Annotated in this window: 19 protein-coding genes and 1 pseudogene; 11 read left to right on the forward strand and 9 right to left on the reverse strand. The window is 51.5% G+C overall.

The genetic code is table 11. The features are described 5' to 3' along the window. Positions 1–4: 4 nt before the first annotated feature. From FN082_RS27565 to FN082_RS27600, 8 genes are read left to right on the forward strand one after another with little or no spacing between them, the layout of a single operon-like run. The gene (locus FN082_RS27565; RefSeq protein WP_139539547.1) at positions 5–2,116 is read left to right on the forward strand and encodes a peptidase domain-containing ABC transporter; all 2,112 of its coding nucleotides are present in this window, start codon (positions 5–7) and stop codon (positions 2,114–2,116) included. After that, the gene (locus tag FN082_RS27570) at positions 2,113–3,273 is read left to right on the forward strand and encodes an efflux RND transporter periplasmic adaptor subunit (protein WP_139539546.1); all 1,161 of its coding nucleotides are present in this window, start codon (positions 2,113–2,115) and stop codon (positions 3,271–3,273) included. The genes FN082_RS27565 and FN082_RS27570 overlap by 4 nt, the downstream gene beginning before the upstream one ends. Further along, positions 3,273–5,216 (forward strand): ABC transporter permease, encoded by a 1,944-nt coding sequence (locus tag FN082_RS27575; protein WP_142982728.1) that lies wholly within the window; start codon positions 3,273–3,275, stop codon positions 5,214–5,216. The genes FN082_RS27570 and FN082_RS27575 overlap by 1 nt, the downstream gene beginning before the upstream one ends. Further along, positions 5,213–6,613, forward strand: coding sequence for a TolC family protein (locus tag FN082_RS27580; protein ID WP_142982729.1), 1,401 nt, complete (start codon positions 5,213–5,215; stop codon positions 6,611–6,613). Before FN082_RS27575 ends, FN082_RS27580 begins: the two co-directional genes overlap by 4 nt. Continuing rightward, a complete protein-coding gene (locus tag FN082_RS27585) occupies positions 6,600–7,853 on the forward strand; it encodes a beta-ketoacyl-[acyl-carrier-protein] synthase family protein (protein WP_139539543.1) in 1,254 nt (417 codons plus the stop codon). Before FN082_RS27580 ends, FN082_RS27585 begins: the two co-directional genes overlap by 14 nt. Next, complete coding sequence (locus FN082_RS27590; protein ID WP_142982730.1) at positions 7,850–8,656, forward strand: MaoC family dehydratase; 807 nt, start codon at positions 7,850–7,852, stop codon at positions 8,654–8,656. Before FN082_RS27585 ends, FN082_RS27590 begins: the two co-directional genes overlap by 4 nt. Before the next feature lie 17 nt (positions 8,657–8,673). Then, entirely contained in the window at positions 8,674–8,925 is a 252-nt protein-coding gene (locus tag FN082_RS27595; protein WP_139539541.1) for an acyl carrier protein, read from the forward strand. A gap of 1 nt (position 8,926) precedes the next feature. Beyond that, a complete protein-coding gene (locus FN082_RS27600) occupies positions 8,927–9,658 on the forward strand; it encodes an SDR family NAD(P)-dependent oxidoreductase (RefSeq protein WP_139539540.1) in 732 nt (243 codons plus the stop codon). A 15-nt stretch (positions 9,659–9,673) separates the two neighbouring features. Here the strand turns inward: FN082_RS27600 and FN082_RS27605 are convergent, their stop codons facing one another. Genes FN082_RS27605 through FN082_RS27615 form a run of 3 tightly spaced genes read right to left on the reverse strand, consistent with a single transcriptional unit; the run spans position 9,674 to position 12,145 of the window. After that, the gene (locus tag FN082_RS27605) at positions 9,674–10,879 is read right to left on the reverse strand and encodes an HD domain-containing protein (RefSeq protein ID WP_142982731.1); all 1,206 of its coding nucleotides are present in this window, start codon (positions 10,877–10,879) and stop codon (positions 9,674–9,676) included. A gap of 50 nt (positions 10,880–10,929) precedes the next feature. Next, positions 10,930–11,403: a hypothetical protein gene (locus tag FN082_RS27610; RefSeq protein ID WP_142982732.1), complete on the reverse strand. Its 474-nt coding sequence runs from the start codon at positions 11,401–11,403 to the stop codon at positions 10,930–10,932. After that, positions 11,396–12,145, reverse strand: a complete 750-nt coding sequence (locus tag FN082_RS27615; RefSeq protein WP_142982733.1) for a winged helix-turn-helix domain-containing protein — start codon at positions 12,143–12,145, stop codon at positions 11,396–11,398. Before FN082_RS27615 ends, FN082_RS27610 begins: the two co-directional genes overlap by 8 nt. Positions 12,146–12,316: 171 nt before the next feature. Between FN082_RS27615 and FN082_RS27620 the strand changes: the two genes are divergently transcribed. Further along, positions 12,317–12,634, forward strand: coding sequence for a FaeA/PapI family transcriptional regulator (locus FN082_RS27620; RefSeq protein ID WP_139539536.1), 318 nt, complete (start codon positions 12,317–12,319; stop codon positions 12,632–12,634). Between the two features lie 1,036 nt (positions 12,635–13,670). Continuing rightward, positions 13,671–14,822 (forward strand): lactaldehyde reductase, encoded by a 1,152-nt coding sequence (gene fucO, locus FN082_RS27625; RefSeq protein ID WP_139539535.1) that lies wholly within the window; start codon positions 13,671–13,673, stop codon positions 14,820–14,822. A gap of 71 nt (positions 14,823–14,893) precedes the next feature. On the opposite strand, the gene FN082_RS27630 is transcribed toward fucO, so the two are convergent. From FN082_RS27630 to FN082_RS27650, 6 genes and pseudogenes are all read right to left on the reverse strand, one after another. After that, positions 14,894–15,610 (reverse strand): FadR/GntR family transcriptional regulator, encoded by a 717-nt coding sequence (locus FN082_RS27630; RefSeq protein ID WP_139539534.1) that lies wholly within the window; start codon positions 15,608–15,610, stop codon positions 14,894–14,896. 288 nt (positions 15,611–15,898) lie between these two features. Beyond that, positions 15,899–17,176, reverse strand: coding sequence for a TRAP transporter large permease subunit (locus tag FN082_RS27635; RefSeq protein WP_142982734.1), 1,278 nt, complete (start codon positions 17,174–17,176; stop codon positions 15,899–15,901). A gap of 3 nt (positions 17,177–17,179) precedes the next feature. Next, positions 17,180–17,692, reverse strand: coding sequence for a TRAP transporter small permease (locus FN082_RS27640; protein ID WP_142982735.1), 513 nt, complete (start codon positions 17,690–17,692; stop codon positions 17,180–17,182). 250 nt (positions 17,693–17,942) lie between these two features. Next, a pseudogene (locus FN082_RS27645) lies at positions 17,943–18,692 on the reverse strand (DctP family TRAP transporter solute-binding subunit); the annotation flags it as partial. Positions 18,693–18,749: 57 nt separating this feature from the next. Continuing rightward, on the reverse strand, positions 18,750–18,959 hold the full coding sequence (locus tag FN082_RS30305; RefSeq protein WP_235892159.1) for a hypothetical protein: 210 nt from the start codon (positions 18,957–18,959) through the stop codon (positions 18,750–18,752). A gap of 86 nt (positions 18,960–19,045) precedes the next feature. Further along, complete coding sequence (locus FN082_RS27650; RefSeq protein WP_139539533.1) at positions 19,046–19,813, reverse strand: SDR family oxidoreductase; 768 nt, start codon at positions 19,811–19,813, stop codon at positions 19,046–19,048. 318 nt (positions 19,814–20,131) lie between these two features. On the opposite strand from FN082_RS27650, the gene FN082_RS27655 reads away from it, so the two are divergent. Continuing rightward, complete coding sequence (locus FN082_RS27655) at positions 20,132–21,385, forward strand: enolase C-terminal domain-like protein (RefSeq protein ID WP_015057125.1); 1,254 nt, start codon at positions 20,132–20,134, stop codon at positions 21,383–21,385. Positions 21,386–21,573: the final 188 nt, after the last annotated feature.

Raw genomic sequence — 21,573 nt, forward strand, 5'->3', positions numbered from 1 at the left:
CATCATGAAAAAGATTATCCCTGATATGGTTTTTCAGGAAGAGACCAATGAGTGCGGTCTTTCCTGTATTGCGATGCTGGCGCAAACCCAGAATATTCAGTGCTCTCTCCCGGCATTGCGGGAAATATTCCCGGCGTCCGATCATGGGACATCGTTGAGTGATTTATCCGTTATTCTGCAACAGATTGGCATTGCCACTGCGCCAGTACTGTTCGATCACGATGAACTCCATGCGCTGCCGTTCCCGTCCATTTTGCACTACGGCGCGAGCCACTATGTCCTGCTGGCCTGGCGTAAAGGCGATTACGTCTGCGTAATGAACCCGGCAATGGGTCAGCAGTGGCTGCCGTTTTCAGCATTAAAAAAAGAGATTAGCGGCTATGCGCTGATCCTCGAAGAGGATCCCGGCGTTATTGCCAATCAGGATCCTGTGGTTGCCGACGCGCAGCAGGAGATGCCTAAGGCGATGAGCCTGAAGGAAACCGCGGCGGTACCGGGCATATATAAACTGATGTTATTGACCTTCCTGGTATCGCTGACGCTGTTTTTAATGCCGACGATGGTCAGCCGGGCGATTAATCAGGCCTTTTCTGACGTTCAGAATACGCAGTTTCCTTATCTGTGGTTCATCCTCGCCTTTGTCGTCTCCACGCTGCTGGCGCTGGGCGTCAGGGTCATTAGCGAGCGGTTTATCCGTCGTTTTGTCCTGCTTAAGAGCGATATTGGTTTTTCCCGGTTGCTGAATAACCCGCTACGCTTTTTTGAAAAACGCGCGCCGGGGGATGTTTTCAGTCGTTTTATCGCCTGGCAAGGCGGGATGTTGCAAAAAATTGAGTTGGATAATGGACTTCGCTCGGACTGGATAATCTGCGTTATTGCCATCGGTATTATGTTCTGGATCTCCCCGGTGCTGGCGCTGATTTCCGCCGTGGGCATTGTGGTGATGGGGCTGATTAGCGTCTGGGCGATATTCCGCGACCGCTGGTATACGCAACAGCTGCAGCTGAAAAGCGCAACGCTCAATGACTTTTTTATGGAGACCCTGCAAGGGGTGTTAACCATAAAAACCGCCGGGCTGGAGACCCAGCGCAAAGCGCAGTTTGCTCGTTTGTCTCATGACCTTTTCACCTGCCTCCAGCGCCAGAAAGTCTACCAGCAGGTAAAAGAGGGATTGTATCAACTGACCGGCAGCCTTGAGATGGTGGTCTTTATGCTGGTGGTGCTGCCGCTGGTACACGCAAAGCTTATCTCGCTTGGCGACTTTTTTGCCTACAGCTTTTTGCGGCAAATTTTTACCTCCTACGTGACGCGGATATTTTATGCCGTGATCCGCAAATCGCAGCTGCATGTGATTGATACCCGGGCACAGGGCCTGTTTACGAAGCATGAGCTGTCTGCGCCCCTGTTTTCTCCCCTCAGCGGAGAGGCGGTTCCGCGACTGGCGTTCGAGCAGGTGAGCTTTCATTACAGCCCGCAAAGCCCGGTGCTAAATGCTGTTGATCTTATCCTGGAGCCTGGCGATCAGCTGGCGATCGTCGGTGATTCCGGCGCGGGGAAAAGCACCTTGCTGCGGCTGATGGCCGGGCTTTTCTCCGCGCAGGATGGGCGAATTTTGCTGAATAACAATGAAGCAAATGCCCAGCAACTGGCGTCGCAGGTATGGCTACAGAGCCAGGAAGATATTCTGTTTAACGCTTCGGTGCTGCAAAACATCACCCTGTTTGACCCGTGGTACAGCGACAGCGAGCGTGGACGAGTGGAGGCTCTGGTCAATAAAATGGCGCTGGGTCCGGTGGTGCAGGCGCTGCCGGGAGGAATGGAGGCGTTGATCCGTGAGAGCCACTCCGCGCTCTCTTTAGGCCAGCGCCAGCGGCTGATGCTGGCGAGGGCGCTTTACAGCACCCGACCTATTTTGCTGTTCGATGAGCCGACCGCCAACCTGGATGATGATACGGCGGAAACGGTGATTGCCGCGCTGTGCCAGCACTGCCGCGAACATGGCAAGACGCTGATTGTCGTGACCCACAGCGCGCCGATTTTGCATCATTTCTCGCGGGTTTATCGCCTGAACGCAGGTGAACTGCACGATATTGCGCAGGGAGTGCCGGTCCAATGACGCGAGCATTTTTCTGCCGTCCTAAAATGTTGCTGTTTGCGCTGGCCGCGATGGCGGCCATTATCGCTGCCGTTTTCTACCAGCAATCGCGTCCGGCACAGGCCGAATCGCTCTATACCGTCGCGCTCGATCGTGGAGATATCGAAAAAGTGGTGCTGGCGAGCGGGATTATCAAACCCGCTGTCCAGGTGAGCGTCGGCGCTCAGGTTAGCGGTCAGCTACGTAAGCTGTACGTGCGTCAGGGCGAGCGGGTACAAAAAGGACAGCTGCTGGCAGAAATCGATCCGACGCTGCAGCTTTCCGACCTACGCAACGCGAGCGCGCAGCTGGCCAGCGCCAGAGCGCAAAAACTGGCCTCTGAGGCGACGCTGGTGCAGTACCGCAAAGCGCTGGCGCGCGAACAGGCGATGAACCGCGACGGTTCCGGGGTGAATAGCGATCTTGAACAGGCGCAGGCGCAGTACGCCGCGCAGGTTCAGCAAATTGCGGTTAACGAAGCGCAGATAGTGCAGGCGGAAATGAGCGTGCAGACCGCCAATGCCAACCTCGGCTATACCCGCATTCTCGCACCGATGGATGGTGAAGTGCTGGGCATTGTCACCCGCGAAGGGCAAACCATCGTCTCTTCACAAATTGCGCCGACCATTCTGGTGCTCGCCGACCTCGATAAAATGCAGGTGCAAACGCGCATTTCCGAAGCCGATATCCAGAAAATCCACCCGGGACAGCCGCTGTGGTTCTATGTTATCGCCGATCCGCAAACGCGTTATGAAGGGGAGCTTGGCTACGTCCAGCCTGCGCCTCAAGAAGCGCTGGAAGAACAAAACGGCGGCGCTTCCGCCGGTAATCAGCAGAGCAGCGCGATTTACTACAACGGTACCTTTGAAGTGGATAACCGCCAGCGATTGCTGAAAACCTCAATGACCGCCCAGGTGTTTATCCGCATCGCCCAGGCGAAAGAGGCGCTGCGCGTACCGGTCGCCGCGCTGGGGCGCTCTCTGGGCGATGAACGCTACCTGGTGATGGTGCAAAAGGAGAACGGCAGTGAGCAACGGACCGTGCGCATCGGCATTAACGACCGCCAGTACGCGCAGGTTCTGGAAGGGTTGCAGCCCGGCGAGCGGGTGGTGATCCCGCAGGATGCGGGGTCTCTCTGATGACTAAGCCGTTGATCGTGCTGAATAACGTCACTCGCCATTTTGTCGCCGGGACGCAGACTATTCCGGTGCTGAAGTCAGTTTCCCTGACCATTATGCCCGGCGAGATGGTGGCGATTATGGGCGCTTCCGGCTCGGGTAAATCGACGTTGATGAACATTATCGGCTGCCTGGACAAACCCAGCAGCGGCGAGGTTTATATCAACGGCATTGCCACTCATCTGGCCGATAGCGCGGCGCTGGCGGAGCTGCGCAGCCGCTGGCTGGGGTTTATTTTTCAGCGCTACCATCTGATGCCTTATTTGACGGCAGAAGAGAATATTGCCATCCCGGCGCTTTATACCGCGATGCCCGCCGCCGAACGCCAGACGCGCATTGCGCTGCTGGCCGAAAAGCTGGGCATTGATGCGCGCTTACAGCATAAACCTGCGCAGCTTTCCGGCGGGCAGCAGCAGCGGGTCAGCGTGTGCAGGGCCTTGATCAACGGTGCGCAGATCATTCTCGCCGATGAACCCACCGGCGCGCTGGACAGCGTCAGCGGTCGGGCGCTGATGGACGTGCTGCACCAGCTTAATGCTGATGGCCATACGGTGATCATCGTGACTCACGATCGTGAGGTGGCGCAGCAAGCGCAGCGGATCGTGGAGATCAGCGATGGGCAGATTGTCGCCGACAACGCCCACGGCGCTCGTCATAATCATGACATTCAGCGGCTGCCCGCAGTACAGGATAATGGGCGCGCCTCGCTGTCGCGCAGCGTGGGGGAGTCGGTACGGATGGCCTGGCGTTCGCTGCTCGGCCATCGGATGCGCGCTTTTTTATCAATGCTGGGGATCATCATCGGTATTTCGTCTGTGGTTTCCTCAATGGCGGTGGGGGAAGGCGCCCGGCAAACCATCATGAATGAAATCGGCAAGCTGGGTAACACCACGCTTGAAATCCGTCCCGGCACCGGCTGGGGCAGCAAGCGTCCGGATATGGAGCGGGCGCTGTCGCTGGACGATATCACCAGTCTCAGCAAGCAGTCCTGGGTGCTGGGCGTGTCGCCGATTGTCTCCAGCATGACCACCGCGGTGCGTCAGGGTTTTGATTCCTCGATCATTCTCTCCGGGGTTTCCGCCGACTATTTCTCATTGCAGGGGATCCGCTTTATCCACGGCAACGGTTTTACCCGCCGGGATGTCGACGACCGGGAGCCGGTGCTGGTGCTGGATGAAACCAGCAAAGAGACGCTGTTTCCCGGCAATGAAGATCCGCTGGGGAAAATTGTGCAGATCGCCGGTGCGCCGTGGCGGGTGATCGGTGTCGCCAGTAAGCCGGGGCCGAAGGTGGTCAGCGGATTTATGTCGGCGTGGATCCCCTATACCTCGCTGTTGCAGCGGATTTCCGGCGATAAGCCGCTGGAGGCGCTGACGCTGCGCTTTCAGGAAACCTTTTCCCCGCAGCAGGCAGCTCAGCGCGCGGAAAGGCACCTCATTCGCGAGCACGGCAAAAAAGATTTCTTTGTCCAGACCGACGAGCAGCTCGCCAAAGCGCTGCAAAAAACCTCTGACTCCATGTCGCTTTTGATTACCGCGATTGCCGCGATTTCCCTGCTGGTCGGCGGCGTGGGGGTGATGAACATCATGCTGGTTTCCGTTACCGAACGTACTCACGAGATTGGGATCCGGCTCTCGGTTGGCGCACGCCCCACTGACATCATGCATCAGTTTTTAATTGAGGCGGTGATGATTTGCGCGCTCGGCGGACTCACGGGGGTTTTGGGCTCCTGGGCCGCCGGTAATTTGTTTGCCCTGTTGACACAGGAATTTTCCATGGTCTTCACCTGGCTGCCGGTGGCGATGGCCTGCGGTTTTTCCGCCCTGATTGGCCTGACGTTCGGCTATTTTCCGGCGCGCCGGGCGGCGCGGCTCAACCCGACGGAGGCGCTGGCCCGCGAATGAGACCGCTGACTTTATTACCGTTAATTCTTCTATTACTGACGGGCTGCGGCAATTTGACCCGCAGCGACTATCAGCGCCCGTTGCTGTCGGTGCCGGAAAGCTGGCAACGAACGGAAGAGCAGAGCGTCGCTTATTCGCAGGAGAAAGGGGGGCGCTGGTGGGACCGCTTCGGCGACGAGCGCCTGTCGCGGGTGATGGGTCAGGTGCTGGAAAGCAATAACGATCTGGCCGCTGCCGCTCTCACTCTCAAGCAGGCGCGCATTTCCGCCGGATTAACCCGGACCAATATCAGCCCCGATGCGACGCTCAACGGTACCGGCAGTAACGCAAAGCCGCTCAATAGCGGAGGCTCGCAGGAGAGCTACAGCGCCTCATTATCTCTGAGCTATGAGCTGGATCTGTGGGGCAAGCTGGCGCGGATCCGCGAACAAAGCGAGTGGGAAGCCATTGCCAGCGAACAGGACTATCGGGCGACTATCCTGTCGACGATTGACACCACCGCGCAGCTTTACTGGAACATTGCTCTATTGAATCAGCAAATGGCTTATCAGGCGGTAAGTCTGGATATTGCCAGGCAGACGCTGGCGCAAATTGAGTCCTGGCAGCGAGCCGGGAAGGTGGGGCTACTCGATGTGCTGCAGTCCCGACAGACGGTCATTAGCCGTCAGAACCAACTGCTGAGCCTGAAGCAGCAGCGGGCGATTTCCCGTAACGCGTTGGCGCTACTGCTCAACAGGCCGCCTGCCCAGCATACCGATGAGGCCTCGGAACTGGACGTTCGTCAGCAGGTTGCCATCGACAGTTCGACACCGCTGGCCGCACTCGCCAGCCGACCGGACCTGCAGGCAGCAGAATCGCGCCTGCGCGCGGCGCTGGCGGGTTCAGATGCCGCGCGGCTGAGCTTTTATCCCACGCTCTCGCTGCAGGGGACGCTCAGCGCCGGTAGCCAGATTTTTCACCAATGGTTTAACGACCCGCTGCGCACCGTCGGCGGCAGCGTCGCCGCGCCCTTTATCCAGTGGAACACGGTACAGCTCACCGTGGAGCAGGCCAGCGTGAAGGTGCAGCAGGAGGCGGTGAACTTCCGCCGGACGGCCTATACCGCGCTGTCGGAAGTGGACAACGCCATGGAGAAGCGGCTTAACGCCGAAGAGCAGCGCGAGCGCCTGCTGCAATCGCTGCTGCTGGGCCAGCAGCGCCTGACGCTCACCGAAAGCCGCTATCGCGCAGGCGCGGTGGACTATCAGACCCTGCTGAACGCGCAGGACGCGCTGCTTGATGTACAGAATAGCCTCGTGCAAAACCAGTACGACTATCTTTATGCCACTTTGCAGCTTTGGCTGGCGCAGGGGGGCAATAACCCGCAACAGAGGACATCCCAGAATGAGTCACAGTAAATCCCCTTATCGCGTGGTGATAACCGGCTATGGTGCGGTGACTCCCCTTGGCGATAGCGCTGCCGAAAGCTGGCAGGCGATCATGGATTACCGTCGCGGCTACCGCTACGTGGACTTATCATCCCACGGTATTCACACTCACTTTATTGGACAGGTGGAGCACGAACCGAGCCTGAAGGGAGTCCCTGCCGCGATCCGTCGGCGTCTACCGCGCCACGCGCGCCTGGCGTTAGCTGCCGCGCGGGAAGCGATGGCGATGGCCTTTGCGGAGGAATCGCCCGCCGCGTTTTACGATCCGCTGATGTGCGGCGCGATAATCGGCACCGGTTGGGCCGGGCTGGATGAAAGCTACGAGGCGGTACCGGAGTTTGAGAAAAAAGGTGTTTCATCCCCCTTTAGCTGCTTTTTCTCTATGCCGAACGTGACTACCGCCGCCTGTAGCCAGCTGTGGAATTTGCGCGGTTATCAAAATACCCCGGTCGCCGCCTGCGCCACCGGTACCATCGCCATTGGCGAGGCTTATGATGCGATTCGCTTTGGCCGCGCCAGTATGATGCTTGCCGGCGCCGGGGAGGCGTTAAACAGCGTTTGCGCCATCTGGAATATTGATGTGCTCGGCGCGCTGAGTCGGGAAACGGAATCGCCGGAGCGAGCCAGCTGCCCGTTCAGCCAGCAGCGCAGCGGGTTCGTGCTTTCGGAAGGGGGGGCAGTGCTGTGCCTGGAAGAGCGCGAGAGCGCCATCGCGCGCGGGGCGACGATCCTCGCGGAAGTCACCGGCTATGCCAATTTCTCCGACGCGGTGGATTTCACCTCTCCGGCGGAAGACTGCGTGGCCCGCGAACAGACTATCCTCTGGGCGTTGCGCAGTGCGGGTCTTCAGCCCGCCGACCTCGACTATATCAATGCCCATGGCACTTCTACGCCGCTTAACGATATTAATGAAACGCAGTCGCTGAAAAAGGCGCTGGGTGATGAGGCGTACCGGATCCCGATATCCAGCACCAAAGCATACTCCGGGCATCTTATTGCCGCTGCGGGAAGCTTCGAAACCATCGTCTGCTTACAGGCGATGGCTGCGGGGATTATGCCGGCGACGGCGCATCTAACCCAGCCCGACCCACAGTGCGATCTTGACTATATTGCCGAAGGGCATCGCCAGGGGGAGATTCGCCGGGCGCTGAATCTGAGTTTCGGTTTCGGCGGAGCCAACGCCGCGCTGGTGCTGGAGAAACACGCGTGACGCGCCTGCACTACACCCTGGCCGATGCGCATCAATGGGCGGCGTTTTCTGGCGATGACAACCCGATTCACTTCGAGCTCGCGGCCGCGCGGGCAATGGGCGGGAGCCAACTGAGCGTGCACGGGATGCGCGCGCTACTCGATGTGAAGCGCGATGTCCAGGCACGATTAATATATCCAACCTCAAGTGCAGCACGTTATTTGAAGTGTCAGGTTCGCCTGCGCCGACCGCTGTGGTGTGATACCGACTGGCTGTTAACGCCCGGGGCGGTAAAAAATCGCGTGTTATCCGCCGCATCGGTCATCAACCCGCAGAATGACGAAGTCTGTTTGGCCTGTCAGATGAGCCAGGCCACAGAGCCGGAATCGCTGGCGGGAAAGCAGCCCAGCATACTCGCGCCAAACACGCTACTCGCCCTGCAATCCCACTTCAACAACACCTGGCCCGATCTGGCGCAGTGGCAGTTTCTTGACGCGTTGCTCTTTCGTCAGCTAATTGGCGATCAAGCGCTATTGCGCCAGGAGAACATTGCGGCCCTGCTCGGGCAACGAGAAACCTCGTTGCAGCAAATTTTTACCCGCTACCCGGTGCTGCAAACCCATCAGGAAGTGGTTTTTGATGATCGTCTCGCGGGCAAAGGGTCGCCAGTCTCGCCCGAATCCCTGTCGCTTTGGCTACTGCCTTCGCTGGTGGTTGGAGACATTGAGCTGGGGGCTGTGGTGCGTATTGCGGCGGCGGCGCAGCTGGACGATCTGGTTATGACGAACGTGATTACGCTAAAAGTTGGCCCAGTGACCAAATGATAATTAAGGATAATTCTATGATTCCGTATGATGAAGTTCTGCAAAAAGTCTGTGAAATGATTTGTGACGCCAAAGATCTGGAGCCGGATGAAGTTGATGAAAACACGCCCCTTGTTCGGCTGAAGTTAGATAGCCTGGATTACGTCGAGCTGATGGTGCTGGCCAAACGTGAATTTAACATTACCCTGGAAGCGGACTGGTTTATTCACAATCCGGGAATAACCCTTGGCGAACTGTGCCAGCATATCAGCAAAGAGTCAGGCAACTGATATGGCGCAACAATGGATACTGGTTACCGGCGGCAGTCGCGGCATTGGTCGGGCGCTGGTCATCGGCCTGGCGCAAGGCTGGAACGTGGTGTTTACCGGTCGTAATGAGGCGGCGATAAACGCGACTCAGGGGCAATGCGAAAATTCACCCCATTGGGTGCAGGGGTACGCCTGCGACGGTAACGATGAGTCGCAGGTTGAGCAGCTTGCACAGAAGTTGCTGGCCGAGCATGGCGCGCCTGCGGCGATCATCCACAATGCGGGGATTGCTCGCGATGGCCTGCATATTCATCAGGATGCTGCGCTCTGGCGCGAGGTGCTGGAAACCAACGTGATCTCCATGATTAACTGGAATCGCATTCTCCTCCCGGCAATGCTGATGCAGCGGCATGGCTCCATCGTGCTGATGTCGTCGGTCAGCGCGCTAAAGGGCAACGTCGGGCAAACGGCTTATGCCGCGAGTAAAGCGGCAATGAGCGGTATCGCGCGTTCGCTGGCCCTGGAGGTTGGACGCTTTGGTATTCGGGTGAACTGCCTTGCGCCGGGGCTGATTCGCACAGAGATGCTTGAAGAGATACCCGCTCAAAAATTAAAAGAGATGCGTCAGTCAATTCCGTTACGTAGGCTTGGTGAAACCGATGATGTGCTGCAGGCGGTTGCTTTTTTAATTGGCGAAGGGAGTCAATATATGACCGGGCAAACCCTGGTGCTGGACGGTGGATTGAGCGCCTGAGTAAGTCAGGCTGTTTCAGGATTTAAATGGGGTTGTGAGTTGCTCTATGTGGCTCATAAACCCACTTATCTCTTCAGCGGTAGTCTGATAAATTTGTATTATCTGCGAGGAATATTGTGCGGCCAACGACATAATAAATTGAGACATTTCATCACCACCATGATTATTTTTAACCAGCTGAGCTAGCGATTTTTCCCCTGAGTGTGAGATGGTTAAAATATGAACAATCTGGCGGCTAATTGCGATAAGCATCGCTTCTGGTTCAAGGGTTTTATCGCTAAATTTATACGGATTAGGGCTATTTTGCATCATCACCCACTCAGAAATATCATCAATTCCTTCAATGAGATAGTGCGTTCTCTTTATTTTATTTGCCGCAGATAAACGCTTTTGTGGCGGACTGTGATTTAGGCTAGAGATATTATGCAATAACCCTCCAATCTCGATTTTCAACGTCTGCGTTGTGCTCATTTCTATTTTAGTCGCCAAATAACCAGCAATACGGCCAACGGCTGCGGAATACCATGGAGTCTGCTGGCCAAATTGATCGATGATAAACGAGAGTAGTTCAGCGATATCGCGAAGATTATGCAATGAGAGGGTATCGTTATGAATTCCTGATATTTCTTTGATGTAATCGCGATAGTCGGAGGAGGCCATAACTGACCAGAAACGCTCATTAGAAGAGAGTATCCTGAAAGCTTGAATATATTCTTCTTTATAGAGAATGTTTGCTCCGGCATTAACAATTTCAAAGAGTTTTTTATTTAATAAAACAAGATGTTGCGTGCGGTGCTGGCAATAAAGCACATCAAGCCGATCGGCAAAAAATAACAGATGACTCTCTTCGGGAACCAGTTCGCCTTCGATGTAATGCCCTAACCCACTGCGCCAGTGGGTATGATGGTAACGTACTATCCTACTTAGAGGCCGGAAAAGTGGGATCCGGGTAAGCAATTCACTACCAACGAGTGCATGGTTATTACATTCATCATCGATGTATTTCAGTGGTTGCAGACGAGATTGTTCATTTAACCCGCCAATATCATGGAGCAGCGCAGCAAGAACGGTTTTGCGCCGCTGGGCTGGAGATAAATCAACCAGATTAGCCAGGTGAGATGCAATAAATGCCGTTCTGACATGATGCAGACTCAGCTTCGGATTAATCATATCGATGGTATTTGCGATACTGGCTAACGTAGGAAGTAAATGTATCGTCATGATATCGTTATAATGTATAATTAATGAGAACAATCTCAATTAGTGATTGATTATTTATATCGGCAGCCATATTGCGGTCGCGTTTGGTTACCGAATAAAATAGTATCATCATTGACGAAATTTATATAGATGATTTTATCATCATCTGAAGTGCTAAAGAGGGTTTGCTGTGCAATGTCGTCTGGTACATTATCGGTATTATGGCGAATGATTTTTGTTCCAGAGATATGGGATAGATGACGGCTGTCATTATATTTTTCTAATGTAAGGACGATACTACGTGAGATGATATATTTTTTATCATTACTGACAAGTAAACCATCAAAGGTGATGAACAAACTATTGTTTGAAAAGTCTGCGGATAGTAAACCTTGCGAGTGAATACCACTCTCATTGATATGTAGTGTGAGATCGTACTGAGACTCACAGGAAACAGACGGTTGGCGATTTGCAAGAACATGCCAGATTAAAAATGTCATCATTATAAAAATGCTAATGCCAAACGGTAAAAGATATTTACGCATTTTTTATTTCCTTATAATAGTAACTATGGCATTGGTTTTTTTTAGTATCGCACTCAAGAATGAATATATCCTTATAAATGCCCAATTCAGCACTGTCATTAATTTTATGTTTAAAAAAGTAGAGTTTCTTAGCGATGGAACAATCAATGTCTGAAAGAAATAGTTTGTTATTTTTGATAGTGTCGAGGATTTCCGATGCAGGAAGATCGTTTGATGTGTAAATAGTACACTTATCCTGAGTGGCAATAAATTCGGTTGGCTTTTTTTTGTTAGATAAATAGTAAGGAAATAGTATTAAGATAATTATAAAAAATAAAAGAATTGTATAGGTTTTACGTTGTATCCAGATAAACGTACGCTCAGGAGGTTCAGGGGTTCCCTCGGGGAGAGTGAAGGAAGGGTGATAATCACTATCGGTAGTGACAATAATATCATCGGAAACCTTAAAGCCGATTCGCGGTACGGTAACGATCACGTTTTTCTCAATGCCAAGATCGGAAAGGCTGCGGCGGAGCGTTGAGATATACTGATTTAGATTGCTATTGGAAGGTCTGGCCCCATATTTCTCAAACACTGTCTGAAAAATATCTACACGAGAGATAATATCCCCCCGGTATTGTAACAAAGTGGTAAGAAGGCGAGCCGATGTGGCCGATAGTTCTATACAATCGCCGGTCAACAGGTTGACCAGAGAGGCCTCTTCAGTATCAAAAGTGATAAAACCCTCTATATCGAACCTCATTTTTACCTCCATACGGATTTAAAAGTTTACTCGCTACCTTAGAGTTTTTAGTGTAAAAATGCATTAATTTTAGATAAAAATACCGATTAAATTGAAATTTAAAGCTAATGTTGCTGCGTTAATGTTGCGAAGCCATACTGTCATTTTTTAAGTGGCAGAAGGAACTGACGCATGAAAATTGACATCTCATCCTGTACCCCTGATTTACACCATGATTCTGGTACCGTTGTTGAAAGCATAAGATTATTGATGACCGACATGGGCATTAATAAATTCATCGGAGTGAGTGTACCTGAACAGGAATATATTCTCAGTGTATTAAAAGAGCATGAGCCTGAGGGGTTGTTTACTCGTGAATTAGCTGACAAATGTAAAATGTCAATATATAAAACAAGACATTTATTACTGCCGCTGGAGCAGTGTGGTCAGGTAGCCAGAATAAAAGTTAAAAAACATCATAAATGGTATTTTTATAATAAGCATAATTGATATTGAGACTTATACTAACAAGAGGTAAGAATGTTTGCAATAAAGGCGGTGTTTTTAGATACTTTTATACTATTCTAATATTCAGAAGTGGTTAAAACCTCGCAGATAACAGAGAATATTCTTAGATCTGGTTTTATTCACTTCTGAAATAGATGTCGTTTTGTCATTTATGTATCAGTTGATAGTATTGCTGGGCAGATATACCCGTCATACTTCAAGTTGCTTATGTGTTGGCTACGAATTACTCGGCCCATCCATGGGCCTCGCCCTGACGGGCCGTCGCAAGCGATGTTCAAATCTGCTCCTGGCAGATTTGTCGCTCACCCCAGTCACATAGTTATCTATGCTCCTGGGGATTAATGAGAGGCTCCTGCCTCTCACCGGAGGCCAGCCTTCGGCTGGTCAAATTCGTTCCCGACGAATTTGTCACTCCCTTGCCGCCTTTAAGCAACTCGAATTATTTAGGGTATATAGCTATTGTAGAGAGGTTTATCCCTAAAGGAAGCTAGAGTCTAATAGAACGGTTTTGTTGTGTGTTGGTTCTGTAGTTGTTTGATATTTGTTTTAATTGTTTGTATTTTACATTGAATGTTTTGATTTTGTTTATTGGTGCGTGTGCTCATAAATTAATGCTCTGTGCGATTTTAATTATGCTTGTTTCGATTCTGGGGACTCATCATTTAACTAATGGCTAAGGTTATCATTCTATGACATCACATTAATAATGTGATGTGGCGTCTATTTGTCAAAGAAATAATGTGATCGGGTTCAATTTTTCTCAAAGCAAATGAATCTTCACTCCGAATTTATACGATTACCCGTCATCATCTCAGGAATACTCAAAGCCAATTGATGTTATCAATTCCAATATGTTGGACAAATTTAACGTGATGTTGTCGAAAAATAATTAACAATACGACGGAGAGCGTCAATTGAGCCCTTATTTGATATTGAATAATAAAAACGCAGCGCTAATCACGTTACTGTATGGCTAAAGATTATTGTTATCAAACATTCAGCTTAAAAGGAGTACAAGATGGCCTACAGAATGATTTTAAACGAAACCTCTTATTTTGGCGCGGGCTCGATTAGCTGCATTGTCGATGAAGTCAAAAAGCGTGGTTTCAAAAAAGCATTGGTTGTGACTGACGAGGATCTGATTCGTTTTAAGGTTGCGACTAAAGTATTTGATATCCTTGAGAGCGCCGGATTAGCTTATAGCGTCTTTGATAAAGTGGTCCCAAACCCAACCATTGAAGTTGTGCAGCAGGGCGTTGAAGCATTTAAACAATCTGGTGCTGACTACCTGATCGCTATCGGCGGCGGATCGCCGCAGGATACCAGCAAGGCGGTGGGGATCATCATTAATAACCCTGAATTTGCAGATGTCCGCAGCCTGGAAGGCGGGGCCGATACTAAAAATGCCGCCGTGCCGATGATTGCGATTCCAACTACCGCCGGTACGGCTGCGGAGGTCACCATCAACTACGTGATTACCGATGTGCAAAATCGCCGCAAGTTTGTTTGCTACGATCCGCACGATATTCCGGTGGTGGCAATTATTGATGCCGAAATGATGGCCAGCATGCCTGCCAGCCTGAAAGCAGCGACCGGCGTGGATGCCCTGACTCACGCTATTGAAGGGTATATTACTAAGGGTGCGTGGGAGCTGACGGACATGATGCACCTTAAAGCGATTGAGGTCATTGGTCGTTCATTACGCGCTTCGGTACAGGGAGACGCGCAGGGGGCAGAGGGTATGGCTCTGGGGCAATATATTGCCGGGATGGGCTTCTCTAACGTCGGGCTGGGATTAGTACATGGGATGGCGCACCCGCTGGGCGCTTTCTACGGTACGCCACATGGCGTCGCTAACGCGGTGCTGCTGCCGCATATTATGGCTTATAACGCCGAATTTACCGGCGAGAAATATCGTGATATCGCGGTGGCTTTAGGAAATAAACAGGCAGTAACCATGCCGATTGCCGAAGCGCGCAAGGCGGCGATAGAGGCCGTGGCGCAGCTAAACCGCGACGTGAATATCCCGGCGCGTCTGCGCGATGTGGGTATGAAAGAAGAAGACATTGATGCACTTGCCGCAGCAGCTCTGGCGGACGTCTGTACCGGCGGTAACCCGCGTGATACGAATCTGGAAGAGATTAAAGCGCTGTATCGGGCAATTTTCTAACGAAATAAGCCAGCCGTTGCCGGTTACAATACCGGCAACGGAGTGACGTAGTTAGTGGGAAAGGCGGTTACTCAATCGTTGCCGTTTGTCAAAGACTTAATCTTATCAATCGCGGTGACGTTCTCTGACATTGCTTCATTAAGGACTTTCACCGCCGTGCTGGCATCGCGATTTTTAATCGACATATAAACTTTGATATGGGCTTCCACGCTCTCAAGGGTAATGCCCAGCGCGCGGTTAAGCTCTTCAAGGTAGTAGTAATAAATATCTTTAATGGAATTCATTACGTTATAGAAAACGCTATTATGCGATGCTCTGACTATCGCCAGGTGGAACGCGTAGTCCGCAGCAGAATATTTTTTATAATCGCCTTTGTTGATGAGCATATCGTTGAGCGCTTGCTCAAGCTGGAGAATATCTTCCTCAGTGGCATGGGTGACGGCCAGCTCCACGCATTTGAACTCCACGGTTTGACGGAAGATCATCATGTCGTGAAACTCTTCGCGGCTAAGATGCATGATTGGGCGAGGATCGTTGTTCAGCATCTGCGGTATAAAGTGATCGCTAACATAGCTGCCGCTTCCCTGTCTGGTGACGACAATGCCGAGATCGCGAAAACGCTGGACTGCGCTGCGCACGCTGACCCGACTGACGTTAAAGGAAGTTGTAAGCTCCGCTTCTGAAGGGAGTCGGCTACCCGGAGGCCAACTGCCATCCAGCAGCTTTGCGCTTATCTGATCATAAATTTCATTTACAACATTCTGTTTTTGAATGGATTTTATGCTCAAGATGGACATCCAGGTTAGTATCACAAAGTGCTCTATTCTATAGTAATTCCTATTTAGAACAAAGCTGTTGGGAGAGGCGTGATAACTCACGCACCATCAATATTATGATATATACCCAAAATAATTCGAGTTGCAGGAAGGAGGCGACGCAGTGAATCCCCAGGAGCTTACTCTAGTAAGTGACTGGGGTGAGCGAGGAAAGCCAACGCACATGCAACTTGAAGTATGAAGGGTATAGCTGGTTATTTAAACAAAATCCCCGACCCTATTTGGCCGGGTTTAAATTAATCAGCTCATCAACGACAGCGGAAATAGCACCAGCTGTGGGAAGATCGCTAATAATAACAGTACCGAAATACATGCCAGTAAGAATGGCCAAATCCCTTTCACCAGCTGATCCATGCTCATTTTCCCGATGCCGCAGATAACGTTCAGCACAGTGCCCACCGGCGGCGTAATTAGACCAATAGAGGTATTCATCACAAACAGCACGCCAAAATAAACCGGATCAATTCCCGCTATTTTAATAATCGGAACCAGCACCGGCGTCATCACCAGAATGGTCGGCGTCAGATCCATCGCCGTACCGATGATAAAAATCAATAACATAAGTGTAAGAATTAAAAGCGTCTGATTATGCATGACCGGCGCCAGGAGTTCGCTCAGCTGTGCCGGTATATTTGCTGCGGCAATCAGCCATGCTGAAACCGAGGCGGCTGCCACCAGGAACATAATGACTGCCGTTGTTTTGGCGGCATTCAGCATCAGCCCGTACAAATCACTCAGGCGGATCCCTTTATAAATAAACACACCAACAAACAGCGAATATCCGGCGGCAATGACTGCGGCTTCTGTCGGGGTAAACAGGCCAATACGCAGTCCGCCGACGATAACGATCGGTAACAGCAGCGCCCAGAACCCTTCCAGCGTTTTTTTACCGCGTTCGCGGAACGACACTTTCGCCGTGGTTGTGACATTTTCTTTTTTGGCCAGGAACCGCCAGGTCAGTAATAATACCGCCCCCATCATAATGCCCGGAAATATTCCCGCCAGGAACAGTTTGGTAATGGAGATTTGCCCCGTTACGCCGTACAGGATCATCGCAACGGATGGCGGAATGACTGGCGCAATAATACCGCCTGCGCCAATCAGGCCGCCGGTACGGTTAAGGCGATATCCTGCTTCACGCATCATCGGCAGCAGGATAGCCGCCAGCGCAGCGGTATCTGCCGCGGCCGAACCGGACAGGGAGGCCATAATAATGGCGGCGAATACGGCGACATAGCCCATTCCTCCCCGGACGTGGCCGACCCAGGCCATGGCAATACTGATGATCCTTTTTGTCATCCCTCCGGCATTCATAAATTCACCGGCCATCATAAAAAATGGCACCGCCAGCAGAGGGAAGTTATTGGCCCCGTTCCACATATTTTGCGTAATAATCTGGACATCGGTGATGTCCAGATAACACATTAAAGAAATGGCGCAAATCATCAGCGAAAATGCGATGGGTAAACCAATGAACATTGACGCCAGCAGCGAGCCGGCGAATATTAATAACGCCATAATTTATTCATCCTTGCTGTCTGTAACGAGGAACATATCATCCGGGCAGGCCAGAAAAAGGCGAAAAATATTAAATACAGATGACAGGAAAATACATCCTCCGGTAAGCCAGGATACGCCGAATATCATCAGCATATTCACATTCAGGACGGCGGAATAGGTGGTGGCCAGAATGTCAGATTCAACCCATGTCCCCCAGAACAGGGCCAGACTGCATACCCCCATTAAAATCTGGCATAAGAAATAGCAGACTTTTTTCCCAGCCACCGGCATCCGTTCAACAAACATCCCGACGCTGATATGGCTTTTATCGCGGATGGCGACAATCGCCCCAATAAAAATCATCCAGACAAACAGAAATCGCGGAAGTTCTTCCGCCACATCGATACCACTGTTAAATATAAATCGCAGTAAAACGTTGACCAGGACCAGCAGGAACATTCCTGATATACATATCACCATTATAACTTCCAGCACCCGACAAAATAGCTGGCTGAGACCATCCACGGTTCGCATGATAACCATCCTTTTTTATACCCTTCATACTTCAAGTTGCTTGTGCGTTGGCAATACTCGGCCCATCCCTGGGCCTCGCCCTCACGGGCGCTGTGGACAGCGTTCAAATTCGTTCCTGACGAATTTGTCCTCGCTCACCCCAGTCACTTACTTGAGTAAGCTCCTGGGGATTCACTGCGTCGCCGCCTTCCTGCAACTCGAATTATTTTGGGTATATGCCGGCAGAAACAGCGCTGCCGACATATTTTAATTATTGATTTGCAGCCTGTCGGGCCTGATAAAAGGCATTAATAGTTTCTTCACCCACCGTCTTTTTATGCTTTTCGATAACCGGCTTCACCGCTTCGCGGATTTTATCCAGCTCGCCATCCTGTAATGTGGAAACCTTCATGCCGTTTTTTTCCAGCTCAGCAATCGCGCTCTTTTCCTGCTCAATTTCCAGACCGCGCTGGAACATTTTATTTTCAGAGGCCACTTTCTGCACAATGGCCTGCTGCTCCGGGGTGAGCGATTCAAACCATTTTTTAGAGGCAATCAGGGCCACCGGCGTATAAACATGCCCCGTCAGCGTCAGATGCTTTTCCACTTCATACATTTTGTTCTGCAGGATATCGACCGACGGGTGTTCATGACCATCCAGGGCGCCGGTTTCAAGGGCGGTGAAAACTTCGGAGTAGGCCATTGGTACCGGGTTAATGCCCATACTTTTAAAGCTGTCGATGGCCACCTGGGTTGGCATAACCCGAATTTTGAGGCCGCGGAAACCGTCCAGCGTGGAGATATCGCGCTTGATGTTGGCGATGTTGCGGAAAGCGCCGCCGGCCCAGTTCAGCCCGGTTAAATTAATGGCGTTCAGGTCGCCGAGCATTTTTTGGCCGAATTCGCTGTCCAGAATTGCAGCCGCTTCCTGATTGGTTGAAAAGAGGAAAGGGAAATCAAAAATCTGAAATTGCTTCTGGAAGCCTGCTAATGGAGAAACCGCGCCCATATAGAGCTGCTGGACGTTGCTGCGGGTGGCCTACAGCATCTGCTGCTCCGAGCCCAGAACGCTGTTGCCTTATAGCGTAATTTTTACCGCCCCGCCGGTAGCCGCTTCAACATCCGCCACAAATTTATTCATGGCCTGGGCTCTGGGGTGGGAATCGGAAAAAGAGTGGCCAAGCTTAGCGGGTTTTATTTCGGCGGCATTAGCTGAAGAAATGCCGATAAGTAATGCCAGACTGAGTGTACTTACCCGAATAGTATTCTTACCCTTTCTTGATTTCATTATTCGCTCCTTTATTTTGTCGGTCATCTTGATACCGTGGTGAGCATGGTGATGTTAAAAAATAGAAAGAAATAGCCGTTATCGTGTTACAGCACTGCCAGCCAGCCGCCATCGACGTAAATAATCTGCCCGTTGATATAGTCAGAGGCTTTCGATGACAAGAAAACAGCGGTACCAATTAGTTCGTCCGGGTGGCCCCAGCGCTGTGATGGATTGCTGTTTTTCACCCAGTTGTCGAACTCTTTGTTTTCAATAAGCGCGGCATTCATGTCGGTCAATATATAGCCAGGCCCAATGGCGTTGCTTTGGATATTAAATTGCGCCCATTCAGCCGCCATGGAGCAGGTGAGCATTTTGATCCCGCCTTTTGCCGCCGTGTAGGGGGCCACGGTAGGCCGGGCTGCCTGGCTGGTGAGTGAACCGATATTGATAATTTTGCCCCCGGATTTGCGCGCAATCATTCGTTTTGCGGCAGCACGAGAAACGAGGAAAGCGCTGGTCAGGTTGGTATCAATCACTTTTTGCCAGTTTTCCAGCTCCAGCTCCACCATCGCCTTGCGGTATTGAATCCCGGCGTTATTTATCAAAATATCCACGTGGATATCCTGCGCATCCAGTTCAGCAAAGGCTTTTTCAATCGCCTCTTCGTTTGTTACGTCAAACGCCACGCCGTACGCGCTATATCCTTTACTGGTCAACATATTGACGGACTCCGCTAGCAGCGTGTCGCGAATATCGTTTAGAACCACTTTGGCCCCGGCAACAGCGAGTCCTTCCGCGTAGGAAAAACCTAGCCCGCGAGCCGAGCCTGTAACCAGTGCCGTTTTCCCTGTCAAATCAAATAGTGCGCTCATTTTGCATCCTTAAGTTGTATGACGACTGCCTTATTGAAGGTTGGTTTTTTGAGCGAATAAAAGCAACGCTCTAAAAATAAATTTGCAATACGGATCACATATGTAGAGCGTTATAATCTTTTTGTAGTATTTAATGCATTGATATTATGTTGTTTTTGATGTGATATCTCGATCGTCGTCACAGAACCAAACATTCACATAACGATCATGGAATATGCGTGTTATAACAGCGATAAGTTGTAGGACAACTTACAAATTATGCGTTGTCATTCTCTTGCAGCATGACAGGCAGTTAATTCGCTGAACTGAGGAGTTAAAGTGAGTAACCTGAAAATCACCAATGTGAAAACGATTCTGACGGCACCCGGTGGCATTGATCTGGCCGTGGTAAAGGTCGAAACCAATGAACCCGGGCTGTATGGCCTGGGCTGCGCGACGTTTACCCAGCGGATCTTCGCGGTAAAAAGCGCTATCGATGAGTACATGGCACCTTTTCTCATTGGCAAAGATCCTACGCGTATTGAAGACATCTGGCAGTCTGGCGCGGTCAGCGGCTACTGGCGCAACGGACCGATTATGAACAACGCGCTATCGGGCGTTGATATGGCGCTATGGGATATCAAAGGTAAGCTGGCAGGGATGCCGGTTTATGATTTACTGGGCGGTAAATGCCGCGACGGTATTCCTTTGTATTGCCATACCGATGGTGGCGACGAAGTGGAAGTTGAGGACAATATCCGCGCCCGAATGGAGGAGGGATATCAGTACGTACGCTGTCAGATGGGCATGTATGGCGGCGCGGGTACTGATGATCTCAAACTGATCGCGACTCAGCTGGCGCGGGCGAAGAATATCCAGCCCAAACGTTCTCCTCGGAGCAAAACGCCGGGGATCTATTTTGACCCGGACGCTTATGCGAAAAGCGTTCCTCGTCTGTTTGACCATCTTCGCAACAAGCTGGGATTTGGTATTGAGTTCATTCATGACGTGCATGAACGCGTCACTCCGGTTACCGCGATTAACCTGGCGAAAACGCTTGAGCAATATCAGCTCTTTTATCTTGAAGATCCGGTGGCTCCGGAAAATATCGACTGGCTTAAAATGCTTCGCCAACAATCTTCCACGCCGATCTCCATGGGGGAGCTGTTTGTGAACGTGAATGAGTGGAAACCGTTAATCGACAATAAGCTTATCGATTACATCCGCTGCCACGTCAGCACCATCGGCGGTATTACGCCCGCGAAGAAACTGGCGGTTTACAGCGAGCTAAACGGCGTGCGCACCGCATGGCACGGGCCTGGCGATATCTCACCGGTCGGCGTCTGCGCGAATATGCATCTTGACCTGAGTTCGCCAAACTTCGGTATTCAGGAGTACACGCCGATGAATGACGCACTGCGCGACGTCTTCCCAGGTTGCCCGGAAATAGACCACGGCTATGCGTATCTGAACGATAAGCCAGGGTTGGGTATTGATATCGATGAAGCCAAAGCGGCGAAGTATCCGTGCGAAGGAGGGATCCCATCCTGGACCATGGCAAGAACACCGGACGGCACCGCTTCAAGACCGTAAGTGGTTAATACCCACTAAAAGGGCGTGACGTCTTGCTGACTACGAGCGCCCGCCTGTAATCCCCGGGCTACCTTGACGGGCATTATTCCCGGAGGCGGCGCGTTGCGCCTGTCCGGGCTACGCGATCGGATGAACCGGTAGCCCGGACAGATGCGCAGCATCGCCTCCGGGGAAATCGTCAGACCGCA

It is taken from the genome of Klebsiella spallanzanii, from assembly GCF_902158555.1.
Taxonomy (GTDB): domain Bacteria; phylum Pseudomonadota; class Gammaproteobacteria; order Enterobacterales; family Enterobacteriaceae; genus Klebsiella; species Klebsiella spallanzanii.

Excerpts from the sequence above, each read along its gene's own strand:
- FN082_RS27565 (WP_139539547.1), top strand. The coding sequence starts at position 5 with ATGAAAAAGATTATCCCTGATATGGTTTTTCAGGAAGAGACCAATGAG.
- FN082_RS27570 (WP_139539546.1), top strand. The coding sequence starts at position 2,113 with ATGACGCGAGCATTTTTCTGCCGTCCTAAAATGTTGCTGTTTGCGCTG.
- FN082_RS27575 (WP_142982728.1), top strand. The coding sequence starts at position 3,273 with ATGACTAAGCCGTTGATCGTGCTGAATAACGTCACTCGCCATTTTGTC.
- FN082_RS27580 (WP_142982729.1), top strand. The coding sequence starts at position 5,213 with ATGAGACCGCTGACTTTATTACCGTTAATTCTTCTATTACTGACGGGC.
- FN082_RS27585 (WP_139539543.1), top strand. The coding sequence starts at position 6,600 with ATGAGTCACAGTAAATCCCCTTATCGCGTGGTGATAACCGGCTATGGT.
- FN082_RS27595 (WP_139539541.1), top strand. The coding sequence starts at position 8,674 with ATGATTCCGTATGATGAAGTTCTGCAAAAAGTCTGTGAAATGATTTGT.
- FN082_RS27600 (WP_139539540.1), top strand. The coding sequence starts at position 8,927 with ATGGCGCAACAATGGATACTGGTTACCGGCGGCAGTCGCGGCATTGGT.
- FN082_RS27605 (WP_142982731.1), bottom strand. The coding sequence starts at position 10,879 with ATGACGATACATTTACTTCCTACGTTAGCCAGTATCGCAAATACCATC.
- FN082_RS27610 (WP_142982732.1), bottom strand. The coding sequence starts at position 11,403 with ATGCGTAAATATCTTTTACCGTTTGGCATTAGCATTTTTATAATGATG.
- FN082_RS27615 (WP_142982733.1), bottom strand. The coding sequence starts at position 12,145 with ATGAGGTTCGATATAGAGGGTTTTATCACTTTTGATACTGAAGAGGCC.
- FN082_RS27620 (WP_139539536.1), top strand. The coding sequence starts at position 12,317 with ATGAAAATTGACATCTCATCCTGTACCCCTGATTTACACCATGATTCT.
- fucO (WP_139539535.1), top strand. The coding sequence starts at position 13,671 with ATGGCCTACAGAATGATTTTAAACGAAACCTCTTATTTTGGCGCGGGC.
- FN082_RS27635 (WP_142982734.1), bottom strand. The coding sequence starts at position 17,176 with ATGGCGTTATTAATATTCGCCGGCTCGCTGCTGGCGTCAATGTTCATT.
- FN082_RS27640 (WP_142982735.1), bottom strand. The coding sequence starts at position 17,692 with ATGCGAACCGTGGATGGTCTCAGCCAGCTATTTTGTCGGGTGCTGGAA.
- FN082_RS30305 (WP_235892159.1), bottom strand. The coding sequence starts at position 18,959 with ATGAAATCAAGAAAGGGTAAGAATACTATTCGGGTAAGTACACTCAGT.
- FN082_RS27650 (WP_139539533.1), bottom strand. The coding sequence starts at position 19,813 with ATGAGCGCACTATTTGATTTGACAGGGAAAACGGCACTGGTTACAGGC.